15 protein-coding genes and 1 tRNA gene are annotated in these 13,968 nt (G+C 59.7%); 7 read left to right on the forward strand and 9 right to left on the reverse strand.

Annotation, left to right across the window (positions count from 1 at the left end):
* Nucleotide 1: 1 nt before the first annotated feature.
* A complete protein-coding gene (locus tag HNQ71_RS22080; protein ID WP_184874743.1) occupies nt 2–1,138 on the reverse strand; it encodes a coiled-coil domain-containing protein in 1,137 nt (378 codons plus the stop codon).
* Nucleotides 1,139–1,245: 107 nt separating this feature from the next.
* Nucleotides 1,246–1,782 (reverse strand): DUF1134 domain-containing protein, encoded by a 537-nt coding sequence (locus HNQ71_RS22085; protein ID WP_246461785.1) that lies wholly within the window; start codon nt 1,780–1,782, stop codon nt 1,246–1,248.
* Between the two features lie 414 nt (nt 1,783–2,196).
* On the opposite strand from HNQ71_RS22085, the gene chpT reads away from it, so the two are divergent.
* Nucleotides 2,197–2,826 (forward strand): histidine phosphotransferase ChpT, encoded by a 630-nt coding sequence (gene chpT, locus HNQ71_RS22090; protein WP_095091686.1) that lies wholly within the window; start codon nt 2,197–2,199, stop codon nt 2,824–2,826.
* Between the two features lie 243 nt (nt 2,827–3,069).
* Complete coding sequence (locus HNQ71_RS22095; RefSeq protein ID WP_184874745.1) at nt 3,070–3,438, forward strand: response regulator; 369 nt, start codon at nt 3,070–3,072, stop codon at nt 3,436–3,438.
* Between the two features lie 151 nt (nt 3,439–3,589).
* On the opposite strand, the gene ctrA is transcribed toward HNQ71_RS22095, so the two are convergent.
* Nucleotides 3,590–4,285: a response regulator transcription factor CtrA gene (ctrA, locus tag HNQ71_RS22100; protein ID WP_006203583.1), complete on the reverse strand. Its 696-nt coding sequence runs from the start codon at nt 4,283–4,285 to the stop codon at nt 3,590–3,592.
* Nucleotides 4,286–4,737: 452 nt separating this feature from the next.
* Between ctrA and HNQ71_RS22105 the strand changes: the two genes are divergently transcribed.
* Nucleotides 4,738–5,115 (forward strand): flagellar export protein FliJ, encoded by a 378-nt coding sequence (locus HNQ71_RS22105; protein WP_095090783.1) that lies wholly within the window; start codon nt 4,738–4,740, stop codon nt 5,113–5,115.
* Between the two features lie 87 nt (nt 5,116–5,202).
* On the opposite strand, the gene HNQ71_RS22110 is transcribed toward HNQ71_RS22105, so the two are convergent.
* Nucleotides 5,203–5,601 carry a winged helix-turn-helix transcriptional regulator gene (locus tag HNQ71_RS22110; RefSeq protein WP_184874746.1) on the reverse strand — a complete coding sequence of 133 codons (399 nt, stop codon included), beginning with the start codon at nt 5,599–5,601 and terminating at the stop codon, nt 5,203–5,205.
* An 89-nt stretch (nt 5,602–5,690) separates the two neighbouring features.
* Here HNQ71_RS22110 and HNQ71_RS22115 point away from each other — a divergent pair, with 89 nt between their 5' ends.
* Nucleotides 5,691–6,608 carry an NADP-dependent oxidoreductase gene (locus tag HNQ71_RS22115; protein WP_184874747.1) on the forward strand — a complete coding sequence of 306 codons (918 nt, stop codon included), beginning with the start codon at nt 5,691–5,693 and terminating at the stop codon, nt 6,606–6,608.
* Between the two features lie 81 nt (nt 6,609–6,689).
* Here the strand turns inward: HNQ71_RS22115 and sciP are convergent, their stop codons facing one another.
* A complete protein-coding gene (gene sciP / locus HNQ71_RS22120) occupies nt 6,690–6,965 on the reverse strand; it encodes a CtrA inhibitor SciP (RefSeq protein WP_006203587.1) in 276 nt (91 codons plus the stop codon).
* Between the two features lie 290 nt (nt 6,966–7,255).
* Between sciP and mnmA the strand changes: the two genes are divergently transcribed.
* Nucleotides 7,256–8,446, forward strand: a complete 1,191-nt coding sequence (gene mnmA / locus HNQ71_RS22125) for a tRNA 2-thiouridine(34) synthase MnmA (RefSeq protein WP_184874748.1) — start codon at nt 7,256–7,258, stop codon at nt 8,444–8,446.
* Between the two features lie 64 nt (nt 8,447–8,510).
* On the opposite strand, the gene HNQ71_RS22130 is transcribed toward mnmA, so the two are convergent.
* Nucleotides 8,511–9,476 (reverse strand): Gfo/Idh/MocA family protein, encoded by a 966-nt coding sequence (locus tag HNQ71_RS22130; protein ID WP_184874749.1) that lies wholly within the window; start codon nt 9,474–9,476, stop codon nt 8,511–8,513.
* Nucleotides 9,477–9,716: 240 nt separating this feature from the next.
* Between HNQ71_RS22130 and HNQ71_RS22135 the strand changes: the two genes are divergently transcribed.
* A tRNA-Met gene (locus HNQ71_RS22135) sits at nt 9,717–9,793 on the forward strand.
* On the opposite strand, the gene HNQ71_RS22140 is transcribed toward HNQ71_RS22135, so the two are convergent.
* The 3 genes from HNQ71_RS22140 to HNQ71_RS22150 form a co-directional block, all read right to left on the reverse strand.
* Nucleotides 9,772–11,424 carry a recombinase family protein gene (locus HNQ71_RS22140; RefSeq protein WP_184874750.1) on the reverse strand — a complete coding sequence of 551 codons (1,653 nt, stop codon included), beginning with the start codon at nt 11,422–11,424 and terminating at the stop codon, nt 9,772–9,774. The genes HNQ71_RS22135 and HNQ71_RS22140 overlap by 22 nt on opposite strands.
* 606 nt (nt 11,425–12,030) lie before the next feature.
* Complete coding sequence (locus tag HNQ71_RS22145; RefSeq protein WP_184874751.1) at nt 12,031–12,489, reverse strand: hypothetical protein; 459 nt, start codon at nt 12,487–12,489, stop codon at nt 12,031–12,033.
* A gap of 290 nt (nt 12,490–12,779) precedes the next feature.
* Nucleotides 12,780–13,430 (reverse strand): hypothetical protein, encoded by a 651-nt coding sequence (locus HNQ71_RS22150; RefSeq protein ID WP_184874752.1) that lies wholly within the window; start codon nt 13,428–13,430, stop codon nt 12,780–12,782.
* 199 nt (nt 13,431–13,629) lie between these two features.
* On the opposite strand from HNQ71_RS22150, the gene HNQ71_RS22155 reads away from it, so the two are divergent.
* On the forward strand, nt 13,630–13,965 hold the full coding sequence (locus HNQ71_RS22155; protein WP_184874753.1) for a helix-turn-helix domain-containing protein: 336 nt from the start codon (nt 13,630–13,632) through the stop codon (nt 13,963–13,965).
* Nucleotides 13,966–13,968 lie beyond the last annotated feature (3 nt).

A 13,968-nucleotide genomic window follows, 5' to 3' on the forward strand; every position in this document is an offset into this window, starting at 1 on the left:
TTCAGCTTGCCGCGTCCGCCTCCTGCAGCGCCCGCACGCGATCTGCAAGACTGCGCTCAACATTGCCGGAGCGTGCATCCGACGGTACGGCCAAAGCCTTGGCGATCGGCGAATCAGGTCCCTCGAGCTTGGCCGTCAGATGGACGACCTCCGCTGCCAGTTCGTTCATCTGCTCGCGCAAGGCGGAGCTGTCATCCGCGGGGTTGGGCACGACCAGCGCGGTGAGATCCGCCTTCAGCTGCTTGTTCTCGTGCGCCAGCGCCGTCAACCTCGCCTCGAGCCGCTCACGGTCGCTGTCGAGCTTGGCGATTGCCTTGTCGACGTCATCGCTCTTGGCGACATCGCCGCTCTTGCCGACCAGCCGCAGGGTCGGCGTACTGTCCTCGGCTTTCGATTTTTCTCGCAGCCGCGCCAGTTCCTTTTCGCGGCGCTCGAGCTTGTCCTCGCGATCGGCAAGAGTGGCCAGCAGCCGTTCGACCTTCTTGTCGAGTTCGGCGGTCTTTTTCTTCTCGGCTTTCAGGGCATCGCGCGCAGCCTTGCTTTCGGCCGCGATCTCCTGGCCGCGCCTGTCCGCCTCCTTGCGCTGGCCGCGCAGCAACGCAATGTCGCTGGCGAGTTTCTGCATCTCGGATTCGCGCGCCACGAGCTCGATCTGTCGGCTGCTGGAGGAGAAGCTGGCGTCGTCATACATGCTCTCCAGCTTTTCAAGCTCGAGCGCGCGCTTCTCCAGCTTGCGCTCTGTTTCCTTGAGCAGGTCCGACAGACGGTGCAGCTCTTCCTCGCGCCGACGCAGCATTTCGCTCGTGGCCCCCAGTTCGCTCAGTACCTGGTTCTTCTCCATGCGCTCGATCGCCAGGCCCTTCATCGCCTCGTGGCCGCGGCTGATCTCGACGAGCTGTTCGGCCACCTTCTCGCGCAACGCCTTGACGCTGATTTCGAGACGGCGCGTCGACATGGCGTACTCGGCGCGAACGCGATCCTTGTCCGCCAGGATCTCGGTTTGCGTCAGAGGTATCGAGGCTTCGATGCGCTTGCGCGTCAGGGCGACGGCGCGGCGCCATATGGCCGGAGCAATCATAAGCGCCAGGAAGCCGGCGCAGAGAAAGCCGAGGACGAAGAACAGGACCGATTGGACCAAGTGACTACCCGTTGTGGACGGCAACCGCTAAGACTGGACTGTGCCACGTTGACATGGCGGAAATCCAGCGTTGCGGCAAGGCTTTGCCGCAACGGAACGGGATTAGCTCAGAACGGATTCCACGTGGCGCGTTCGGTGAGCTTCAGATAGCCGAGATTGACGCCGAGCCGAGCACCGACGCCGGTGCGGATCGGCACCAAAAGCACATTGTTGTTCTTCAGCACGTTGAAGCCGACGCCGGCAACCACATAGGCCGAACCGGCGACGCCGCCATAGCGGTTGTAGAGGTTGCTCACATCGTCGAGATTGTAGACCAGCATCATCACCCGCGACCCCTCGCCGCCGAAATCCCAGCCGAGCGACGGGCCTTGCCAGAACACTTTGTGATCGCCGGCATTCTTGGTGTAGAGCGTGCCTTCGCCATAGGTCAGCCCGCCGATCAGCGCGCCCGAGCCCTCTTCGCCCAGCAGATAGCCATTGGGCAGGCCGTAGGAAGCAAAAATCTTCTCGATAACCGTGGCCAGCCCGCCCGACGTCGCGCCGAAGAACTTGTGCCCGGAATCGACAATCTCCTGAGCGGTGTATTCCTGGGCCCGCAGGGCCGAAGTTGAGAAGACGAGAACGCCCATGAGCGCTATCGCCATTGATACGACACGGACAAAAGTCCGGTCTGGGATGACACGGAAAAAAGTCCGGTCGCAGAATCGGGAAAACATGCTTCCAATCTCCGTCAGGGAGCACTTTCGCCGACGCCTCAAACCCCGTACGGCTCTTCTAGCCGGCCGTTAAGGGTAACTGTTACGGGCAAACTATGCCGTAATCCTTTTTCAACCATTAAGCTCCCACATGAACATGGCGGTTCAAAGGCTATTTGGGACGCTCAGGTGGGGTCGGCAGCCTGTGTGAACACGCCATCTGCCACCACAATTTTGGATTTGTTGCCGCACGCACGGGCGCTGTGTATTCAGAATGCCCGAGGAGAGTACGTGATTCGTGTGGGCAGGCGACGAATCGATCGCTCGGCCATGAGTTATGAAATTTTGCAGGGATTTTCACCGATGGCCGATCTGTTTGCCCTTTCCGCACCCGATCTGGCGGCACTTTTGTGCAGCCGGGTGTGCCACGACATCATCTCGCCGGTCGGCGCGATCAACAACGGGCTCGAACTGCTCGACGAAGGCGGCGCCGACGAGGACGCCATGAAGCTGATCCGCCAGAGCGCCCGCAACGCTTCTGCCCGCCTGCAGTTCGCCCGCATCGCTTTCGGCGCCGCCGGGTCGGCCGGCATGCTGATCGATACCGGCGATGCCGAAGCCGTCGCCATCGCCTTCCTCAAGAACGAGAAGCCGGAACTGAGCTGGAACGGGACCCGCGCGCTGCTGCCCAAGAACAAGGTCAAGCTGCTGCTCAACCTTCTCCTCGTCGCCAACGCCGCCATTCCACGCGGCGGCAAGCTTTCCGTGACGCTGGAAAACCTCGAAACCGAGCCGCGTTTCGCGCTTGCGGCGAGCGGCCCGATGCTGCGCGTGCCGCCGAAATTCCTCGAACTGCATTCCGGCCACAAGCCTGAGGAACCGATCGACGCGCATTCCGTGCAGCCCTATTACACGCTGCTCCTGGCGCGCGAAGCCAACATGACCATCTCGATCCACGCGACCCCGGAAGAAATCGTGCTTTCAGCCGCCTGAATTCACGCCAATTCCCTAAAGAAGCGAAGTATTTCGATCCGCAATACCCACGGCGGCGCTTCGATCGAGTCGGATGAGCTTCACCGGGCTGGTCGCGCCGAAGCATCGCTAAGAACAGCCCGCAAACGGCATCTTTGCAAAAATTTTACCTAAACGCTTTTCGGCTTCTTTACCAGATCGGCCTATGGTGCCTTTCAGATGCCCCGACGCCACCGGATTGCCAACAGGCAAGAGGACCCGGAAATGAAACGCTGCATGTTCGTCGACGATTCAAGCGTCATCAGGAAGGTTGCAAAACGCATCCTGGGCGGCTCGGACATGGTTGTCATCGAGGCGGCCAGCGGGCTTGACGCGCTGGAGATGTGCGCTGCCGACATGCCCGACATCATCGTCGTCGACGGCGCCTTGCCGGACGTGGCGGCGGTCGATCTCATCCGCCGCGTGCGCGCCATGGAGAGCCCTGTACGGCCGCAGATCCTGATTTCGCTGGTCGAGCTTGATATCGCTTCGATCATGCGGGCCAAGCGCGCCGGCGCCCAGGGCTATCTCCTGAAGCCGTTCAATCGGCCGCAACTGCTCGAGCGTTTTCGCACCTTGAAAATCGCCGCCTGATTCGGGCGGCCTGGAGCAATCTTCCAGGAAAAATGTGTAGCGTTTTTCCGTCCAAAAATTGCGTTAAAACAAAAAGATATTAGCCCACCATGCAAAAAACCCGGCCGGAGCCGGGTTTTTTGTCGAAGAAAAGTTCGGGCGTTGCTCGCGCTCAGGCGCTGACGCGGATGTCTTCCGGTTCGCGAAGCACATAGCCACGACCCCAGACCGTCTCGATGTAGTTCTGGCCGCCGGATGCCGCGTCGAGCTTCTTGCGCAGCTTGCAGATGAAGACGTCGATGATCTTCAGCTCGGGCTCGTCCATGCCGCCATAAAGGTGGTTGAGGAACATTTCCTTGGTCAGTGTGGTGCCCTTGCGTAGCGAGAGCAGCTCCAGCATCTGATATTCCTTGCCGGTGAGGTGCACGCGCTGGCCGCCGACTTCAACGGTCTTGGCGTCGAGGTTGACCACAAGGTCGCCCGTGGTGATGACCGACTGGGCATGGCCCTTGGAGCGCCGCACGATGGCATGAATGCGGGCGACCAGCTCATCCTTGTGGAACGGCTTGGTCATGTAGTCGTCGGCGCCGAAGCCGAGGCCGCGTACCTTGTCCTCGATGCCGGCCATGCCGGAGAGGATGAGGATCGGCGTTTTCACCTTGGACAGGCGAAGCGTTCTCAAGACTTCATAGCCCGACATGTCGGGCAGGTTGAGATCGAGAAGGATGATGTCGTAGTCGTAGAGCTTGCCTAGATCGACACCCTCTTCACCGAGATCGGTCGTGTAGACATTAAAACTTTCCGATTTCAGCATCAGTTCGATGCTTTGTGCGGTTGCACTGTCATCTTCTATCAGCAGAACTCGCATTTCATTCCCCTTTTCTGCTGCCGGACCATTTCACGACCCGTCCGGACCCGGAGCAGTGGTTGCCTTGTGCAGAGGCTGCCATCAAATGGTTAACAAAACCTAATTTCCCGTCCACTACGGTACCAGATTTTTTAACCTCTTTCTACACCCTCTTGAATCTAATAACGAATCCCAGAACCAAATTCCTAATGCAACACATTAACAACCTGGACTAAGCGACTCCAGAGACTCATTGACGCGGCTCCCGCATCGGCGGCCGGAATTTTTACCCGGCCTTAAGTCCTGAGCCGTATGATTAACAATGCCCGTAAACGAATGGTTACCGCCGGCAAAAAACTTTAGGGTTTTGTTTCCTATAGTTCGGGGAAAGCCGGTGGACACGGGCAAGGCTTGGGCCTTTCCAGGCGGTTTGGACGATATGTGCGGGTGTGCGTTTCCGGGAGTACCGAATCATGAAGTCACGTGAAAACCTCGTTCGGCTGAAACAGTTTCAGGTGAATGAGAAGCGGCGGCAGTTGCTGCAGCTCGACATGATGATCGCCGAGTTCGAACGCATGGCCGTCGAACTGGAGCTTCAAATCACCGCCGAAGAAAAGAAAGCCGGCATCACCGACATCAACCATTTTGCCTATCCGACCTTTGCCAAGGCGGCGCGTTTACGGCGCGACAACCTCAGAAATTCGCAAAGCGACCTCGCCCACCAGCGAAGCACTGCCGAATCATTACTCGGCGAAGCTGAAGCGGAGCTTTCCAAGGCTGAGATGCTCGAATCGCGCGATACCAAGATTCGCGAGGCCGAGGTCGGCGGCCGCAGCGCCATGATCGGCTGAAGTCCGGCCTGTCCGCGACGTCGGCGCTTGCCGACGAGCGCAAAATTCTGCTTCCGGCCTTTGTCGGACGGAAAGACTCGATTGAAGCTAGGCGGCCCAGTCGCCTTCATTTTCACCAGTCGCCCGCGCCCTGGCCTCCTTGATGTCCGGCGCATGCTGTTCCGACCACGACCTGATCTGGTTGAGCAGTCCCGCCAGGTTCTGGCCAAGCTCGGTCAATTCATACTCGACGCGCGGCGGAATGACCGGGAATATCTCGCGCCGCACCAGACCGTCGCGCTCGAGCACGCGCAATGTCTGCGTCAGCATCTTCGGCGTGATGCCTTCGAGCTTGCGGGCAAGCTCACCATTGCGCAACCGGCCTTTGCGCAGCGCGCAAACCACTAGATAGACCCATTTGCTGGCCAGCATCTCGAGCACGGTGTGCGAAGCACACGTCCGCCGGTATGCATCATAGCCGAATGGAGACTCGTCTTCACTATCCATGAGGTAGCTATGTATCATTAAGGTACATACTAGACAAGAGACTATTACTATCCAAATGATAGTGGCACCAACCAAGTAGGAGACATCCCATGCGTGCCGTTATCCAGAATTCCGTCGGCGGACCTGACGTCCTTGTCATTGCCAATCGGCCTGACCCCAAACCAAAGGCCGGCGAGGTGCTGGTCCGTGTCAAGGCGGCTGGCATCAATCCGGTCGATGGCTCCGTCCGCGCCGGCTATTACCCTCTGCTCGGCGAACCGCCCTTCATCCTGGGCTGGGATATCTCGGGAACAGTCGAGGCGCTGGGCGCCGGCGTCACCGGCTTCAAGATCGGCGACGAGGTGTTCGGCATGCCGCGCTTCCCCAAGCAGGCCGCCGCTTACGCCGAACTGGTGGCTGTGCCAGCCGATGAAATCGCGCTGAAGCCGAAGGGTGCCGACCACATCCAGGCAGGCGCATTGCCGCTGGCCGGCCTCACCGCCTGGCAAGGTCTGGTCCGCCATGGCGGGCTGAAACCGGGCCAGCGCGTGCTGATCCACGCGGCAGCCGGCGGCGTTGGCCATCTGGCGGTGCAGATCGCCAAGGCGCGCGGCGCCTACGTCATCGCCACCGCCAGCCCGCAAAAGCTCGATTTCGTCCGCTCGCTCGGCGCCGATGAGGTTCTCGACTACACCAAGAGCGATTTCGCCGACACGGTTGGCGACATCGATCTCGTGCTGGAGCCCATTGGCGGCGACCATGCCGATCGTTCGCTAAAGGTGGTCAGGAACGGCGGGGTGCTGGTGTCTTTGCTGAACGTGCACGACACCACCAGGGCGCAGGCCAGTGCGCGCGACATAAGGGTCGAGCGCATGTCCGTGGTACCCGATCGCGAAGGCTTGCTGGAACTCGCCCGGTTGATCGATGCCAAAAAGCTCGCCGTCCATGTGGCGAAAAGCTTCCCGCTCGAGCAGGCAGGTGCGGCGCACGCCTTTCTTGCCACCAAGCGATCGGCAAAGTGGTGCTGACGGCCTGAGCGCGAAAAGACGCGCTTCGAAAACAAAAAGGGCGCGGAGTGCCGCGCCCTTTGATCTTTATTCTGAGCGGCTCTAGTGCCGATATTGCTGGATGCGCGTGGTGCGCAGCCCGGCAAGGCCATATTCGTCGATCGACGCCTGCCAGGACAGGAATTCCTCGGTCGTTAGCTTGTAGCGCTGGCATGCCTCTTCAAGGCTCAAAAGCCCGCCGCGCACCGCCGCAACCACTTCCGCCTTGCGCCGGATAACCCAGCGACGTGTATTCGTCGGCGGCAGATCGGCAATCGTAAGAGGGCTGCCGTCAGGCCCGATAACATATTTGACTCTCGGTCTAACCAGATCGGTCATCGTACTCTCTACAAAAAACTCAAAGACCCAATCCCCGCCACGTTACCGCCACAGCTTTAAAAATTGCCTAAGCAGACCCTAATGACTAGGTAAGGATCATGAACGCCGCGTTAGTCTTTTCGTCGGCATTTGAAACATCAGCAGGGAAGCGCAGCAGCGGCGCGGAAAAATCTCTCCATTCGCCGGAACCGGTCGCTGCCTGTCGATCGGCCCTGCAAGCTGGCGTAGCCGTAAGGCTTGACCTATATTCGCGTCATTGGCATTCAGGCGCCGCTCAGAACGAAAGAACCATGAACAGCCTCGATCTTCCCGGACGTCCCGAAAACACCCGCATCGTCGTCGCCATGTCGGGCGGTGTTGATTCATCGGTCGTCGCCGGCCTGTTGAAGCGCGAGGGCTATGACGTCGTCGGCGTCACCTTGCAGCTCTACGACCATGGTGCGGCAACGCACCGGGCCGGCTCCTGCTGCGCCGGGCAGGACATCGACGATGCCCGGCGGGTGTCGGAGACGCTCGGCATTCCCCACTATGTGCTCGACTACGAGGAGCGCTTCCGCAAGGCGGTCATTGACCCCTTTGCTGAGAGCTACGTCGCCGGCGAGACGCCGATCCCCTGCGTTTCCTGCAACCAGACAGTGAAGTTCGCCGATCTTCTGGCCACCGCCAAGGAGCTTGGCGCCGATGCGCTGGCCACCGGCCACTATATCCGCTCCGGCGCCAATGGCGCCCACCGCGCGCTCTACCGGCCGGTCGACGCCGACCGCGACCAGAGCTATTTCCTGTTCGCCACCACGCAGGCGCAGATCGACTATCTGCGCTTCCCGCTCGGTGGCCTGTCGAAGCCGCAGGTTCGCGCCATCGCCGAGGAGATGGGGCTGACGGTTGCCGCCAAGCAGGACAGCCAGGACATCTGCTTCGTGCCGCAGGGCAAATATTCCGATATCATCGCCAAGCTGAAGCCGACTGCCGCCAATCCGGGTGACATCGTCCACATCGACGGCCGCGTGCTCGGCCGCCACGAGGGCATCCTGCGCTACACGATCGGCCAGCGCCGCGGCATCGGCATCGCTTCCGGCGAGCCACTTTACGTTGTCCATCTCGACGCCGACCGCGCCCGCGTCGTGGTCGGCCCGCGCGAGGCGCTGGAGACGCACAAGATCTATCTGCGCAACATGAACTGGCTGGGCGACGGGCCGCTGGCCGATGTCCCCGCCGGTGGCCTGGAGCTGTTCGCCAAGGTCCGCTCGACACGCCCGCCCCGCCCGGCCGTGCTGCATCACCGCGCTGGCGCCACATGGGTGGAACTGGTCGACGGCGAGTCCGGCATCGCGCCTGGGCAGGCCTGCGTGCTCTATTCCGATGACGGCAACGAAGCACGCGTGTTCGGCGGCGGCTTCATCGAGCGTTCGGAGCGTGGCGCCGAGGCCGAGGCCATGCTGACCCGGCTTGCCGCCAGGCCGGCGCAGATCCCCGCCGAGTAATCCACTACCCGCTCAGCGACTGTTTCGAAATTCGCTCCGGCGAATGATGGAGTCCAAACGGCTCTCAGGAATTGGGCGTGGTATGCGTGACCGTTCCCGCGGTCAGGATGCGCAGCACCCTGATCGCTTCCTCGCCACTGGTGCGCGGCTCGGCCCGCGTTTCGATGCACTGGATGAAATGCTCCAGCTCACGCGTCAGCGGCATGCCTTGTGCAACCGCGACATAGGACGGCTCATTGGTGGTGAAAGCCCATTGGCCGCTGTCCTGCCACACGGCGTGGCGGTAGACGGCTAGCTTGCGTTCCCATGGTTCGACGTCGTCGAACACCGCCATCGCTTTGGTTCCGACCACGGTCAGCCGCCGCTCGCGATAGGGATTGAGCCGCGAGGTGAAGAGATGGCTGCGCAGGCCGTTGGGAAAGCGCATGTGCAGATGCGCGAAGTCGCTGAGATTGTCGAGCAGGGCAGCGCCCTCGCCGCGCACCTCGATCGGCTCGGTGCCGGTGATCGCCAGGATCATCGACAAATCATGCGGCGCCAAGTCCCACAGCGCGTCGTTCTCGGTGTGGAACTTGCCGAGGCCGAGCCGATGCGAATGGATGTAGCGGACTTCGCCGAGTTCGCCCTTGTCGATCAGCCCCTTCAGCGTCTCGAAGGCCGGATGGAAACGCAAGACATGGCCGACCATGAAGACGCGGCCATTGTCCTTGGCCGCCTGCACAGCGCGCTCGGCGTCCGGCACCGTCAGCGCAATCGGCTTTTCCACCAGCACATCCTTGCCGCTCTCGGCGGCGCGCACCGCAAGGTCGGCATGGAATTGCGGCGGCAACGCCATGACTATGGCGTCGATATCGTCACGGACGAAGAGCTGGTCGGGCTCGATCGCCAGGCAGTCCTGCTCGCTGGCGAAGCCTTCGGCGCGAGCCCGGTTGGCGTCGGAGACCGCGTGCAGCGCGCCGAGCGCCTTGAGGGTGCGGATGTGGTTGCTGCCCCAGTATCCGCAACCGAGGACTGCAATGCGCGGTTTCATCTGTTTCAACTCTTAAAACTCGTGGCCGAGACATAGCGACGTGCCCCTACGAACTCAACCCCGGCGGCAGCAACCAAATGTCTGCGCGGCAAAGCTTTTCGACAATGACAATAAGCCGGCGCGCCGGTTGCTTCGAAGCTTGACAGGCTCACCCTCCCAACCTTATATCCGCGCGACCTTGGCGAACGCCCCTCGACATGCCTTTCGATTTGAGGCGGATTTCGGGCCTTTCGCCGCCCTGGCGGGGTAGCTCAGTTGGTTAGAGCACGGGAATCATAATCCTGGGGTCGGGGGTTCAAGTCCCTCTCCCGCTACCACCGTTCCCACCGACAGAGTGGCCGGTGCCCAATGTTGAAGGCGGAGCGAACGGTCCTCCGCTGCCACCATTAACAACACCGAGGTTTCCAAAGCCTCTTGCTCCCACCAAAGCATCCAGTTTCCCGCGAATGCTGACGCTCACGCCGCCCTTTCGGTTCGGGTAGACTGTGACGCTATCCACCAGTTCCCGGATAGCGGCTGCTCCCTCGCTGTTGCCGTCATCGATCCCTCGCTGGAGTTCGTCCCGCAGGCGAGCGAGCTTGACCTCAAACTGGGACAACGCCCGTTGATGTAGCACGACTGTCTCGACCTCGTGTGGAACGCTCTCCAGTTCCTGCTGCAAAAGCTGTTTCTCTGCCCGCAGCGCGGGAAGCTGTTTCTGAACCTCCTCCTCCGAAAAGAGACCCTTCGCTACGAAATCTACTAATCGGTCGGTCTCCCGCTGAACCCGTGCGAGCTTGGCTCCCAGCGTCGAACGGTTGCGCTGTGATGACGCGACCAGACGCTTGCGTTCGGCCACATAGGTCTCGATGAAGAGAGTAACCTTGCGAGGCTCCCGCAGCTCTTCAATCAGAGCACCCACTACCAACTCCTCTACGCTGTCGAGATAGCAGGTCTTGGCATCAGGGCAGTTGCCGCTCTCTCTGTGCGCGGAGCACCGAATACGAACACGAGAGGATTTGTCCTTTCCTGAGGTGGACATACCTGACCCGCAAACGCCGCAGCGAAGCAGGCCCGACAACAGTCGCTTGGGTCGGCGGTGCATCTCGGGTCGCGGCTTCCTTGTAGCCTCGCGGCGTACTCTAGCCGCTTCAAATACGCCCGCGTCCAGAATGCGGAGATCAGCGACCTCAACCTCTTGCCGCTGATCAAATGGGTTCTCACGTGACACACGCTTGCCCGTGTCAGGGTTCTTTTCCATCCTGAGCTTGTTCCATGTCAGGCGACCGTCATAGATGGTGTTGTTCAAGATGCCGATGCCGCGCTTGGCGTTGCCGTGAATAGTGGACGCATTCCACAGGCTGCGACGAGGCGGCGGCACGCTGTCGCGGTTGAGGCCGTGCGCAATGGTTCGGGAGGAGTTCCCGGCAAGGAACTCGGCGTAGATGCGACGAACGACAGCAGCTTCCTCCTCCACGACTTCTAAACGTCCCACCTGCCCGGCAACCGGGCGGTAGGCATAGGGTCGCCCACCGGGGTTTCGCCCTTCCCGCACGACCCCGGCCATGCCTCGGCGAACCTTTCTCGCTCCCTCCTCCCGCTGGAGTTGACCCATCAGGCCGTGGATCACCAGATTGACGGTCTCCGCTTGACCTTGGTTCACCGACACAAGCTTTACCCCGAGAAAGTCGAGGTGCTTGAGTATGAACAGACTGTCCGCTGTATCGCGTGCCAGCCTATCAAATGCCTCGGTCAGGACGACATCGAACTGTCGTTGTTCCGCAGCCGCGAGCAGGTCAAAGACCTTTCGACCGTGCAGAGACGCGCCAGACACAGCACGATCCTCAAAGCGGCCAACGATCTGGTAGCCATGGCGATCCGCATAGGCCGTGCAAAGTGCGACTTGATCCTCAATCGAGCGGTCATTCTGCAAGTCAGTGCTATAGCGACTGTAGATCACCGCTCGCATGATTGGCCCTCCCCTTGTGCAATCCGGTGATCCTGTTCCGCTATCCGCTTCGCGAGGAAAACAACCAGTCGGTCCAGCGGGTCGAGTGGCGTCGTAGTCGCCGGGAAGCTCACCACTTTGTCGCGGTCCTGGCCCGCATGTTGATAGTCATCTTGACGGATCGTCTTCCGCCGCTTGTTGAGAATAAGGGGCACTTGTCGGCTCACCTAAAGATGCATGCGAGCATGCAGTTGCTAGGTGCTTGCCGGGTGTCCTCCCGGTCCGACGGCTCACCGCCATTGGCGGTCGAGCACTTACTCCACAAGCGGTTCAATGCCAGCACTCACGAGCCTGGAAGTCAAACTCGCGGCGCGCTTTTTCTTTATCCGGGAATGTGTTTCATGACTTTCATCCTTCTCCCGACTTCCTTTTACGGAGCGTAAGCGGAGCACCTCACTTTCCCGAAACACGAAGTTTTCGGGAGAGACTGTAGAGGTCGTTTGACAGACCTCCACAGTGTGAGATCATCTCTTTCCACTCTGATATGTTGCACTCTTCTCAGAAGAAGATCGTCAACCCGTCGAGACGGTCCCGACATCGGCTTATGCCGAGACGAATGCAATTCGTCTACTTTCCCTCGAAATCGACGTTCTCGCCTCCCTTCGGTTTCTTCTTGTATGGATAGGAAGGCACCTTCTTCGCGCCAATCACTTTAGCTCCATTGAGCTGAGGCTCATACATGTCCCAGGGTGTTTGCCATTTCTCCAGCTCATCAACATCGAGACTGATCCAGAGCAGCTTTACGTCGCCAAGCTTCATCGCTCGGATTTTGATGAATTGATATTTGCGCAGATGTGGTAGCGCCCTGTTCTTCATCTCGCTAACGGATAACCCGGCCTCTCGCGCCCAGTTCTCGCGGGACATCGCGATCCATTCACGGCCCAACCGTTCGAGCTTGTTTGCGACATTGGCCCAACGGTACACAACGCGGTAAAGCAATAGTGCTGCCGGCCATTGCCCATCGACTGAATTTCGGAGCTGCGCAAGCAGCCCGGGCACTCCGAACGTTGACTTGTTCTTTTTCACAATTGTCCTCCACGCGGCAAAATTGACGCTGGGGAGGTCGCGGAGGCTCAGCAGCGCAGGGTGCCACTGATCCTCCGTGATGCGGGCATGACTTAAGGCTACTCAGGATGCCCGGGAAGTCAAATCCACTATGATGAGGCAGGAAGTAGCCACTCCAGTTGGCCACCGCCTGTGCATTGGCGGACGCAGCGCCTATTGCCCGGACTGAAGAAGTGAAATTGATTTCACACGGCTCCAACATACATGCAAGGCGCGAGAAAAGAGTATGCCGATGACGCAAGGGGCGGCGTTTACTCAGGTTCGAATTGGGCAGCGATCTCATCGCGGCAGGGCTGATCACCAGACTTACAAGCCTCGTCTTGTGCCCGGGTAAGTGCGTTTTTGAAAAGATCATAACCGGACCAAAGCTGGAGGGTCTGGCTATCTGTTTCCAAGATCACCTGCTTCATCTTTTTTCCAATTGTATCGACCTGAACGACTTCTGTCCCGTGTGGGATCACGTAGCAGTCCTGTAATTGGAATGCCAGATCGCTGCGACCGGCAGAGATCAGGTTCTGGTATTTGCCGTAATCGTCTGGAAATTGACAGGCTGGCACGTCATAGAGCGCTTGCTGCTTCAAATAGTTATATTTTTTCTTACCATTGCTCGACAGTTGTGGGTCTGAGGGTTTCGGAGGCTCAACATGTGGCCCGGCATTCGCGTCCGCTTCGCCCGATAGGTCAGTTATGTCGGCATTGGTTGTGTCGCTATTCGGGGCAGACTGACGTCCGGCCAAGTGCTTCCCGACTAAGTTGGTCGCTACAAAGGCTAATGGCCCTGCCGAGCCCACCGCTACGATGACAAACAGTTTCCGGGCGACGTCTGGCTTGGCCAGTGCTTTGATTGCCAACGCTACGAGAGCCAGCAGGACCAGGAACTGCCCAATAGATAGCCCGCCCATGTCCCTCTCCGACGAAACACCGGGAATGCCAACGATGCGCAAACCCAACCGGCCTATATGCTGAATTGCTAAACCCCAGCAAAATAGTAGCTGACTTGCGGTTTCTTGCAAACAGATTGCAAGTTCTTAGAAAACTAAAGGCAACCGCCCCTAAAGCGAGCGGTCAGCCGCCTCTACACCTGACGGTGTGGAGAAGCGGATGGAAGACCTTCGGAAGCGGTTCGGACGGCTGGTAATGGCGCACCGCAAACGCGCCGGATACACACAAGAACAACTGGCCGAAAGGGCTGGCGTCAGCATCGACACGATCTCCAAGATCGAGGTCGGTGCTACGGGCGCTCGTTTCCCGATGATCGAAAAGATTGCAGCCGCGCTGGGGGTTGATCCCGCCGAGCTATTCAGCCCTGAAATCCCGTCAGGAGCTTTGCGGCGCGGTCCGCTGCTAGAGCTGACAACACGCTTGGCCGCTCTATCCGAAAATGATCTTCAATGGATCAAAGGCGTCATCGAAGCGGCTCTTAGAAACAAGACCTGAAAA

This window comes from Mesorhizobium sangaii, from assembly GCF_014207355.1.
Classification (GTDB): Bacteria; Pseudomonadota; Alphaproteobacteria; order Rhizobiales; family Rhizobiaceae; genus Mesorhizobium; species Mesorhizobium sangaii.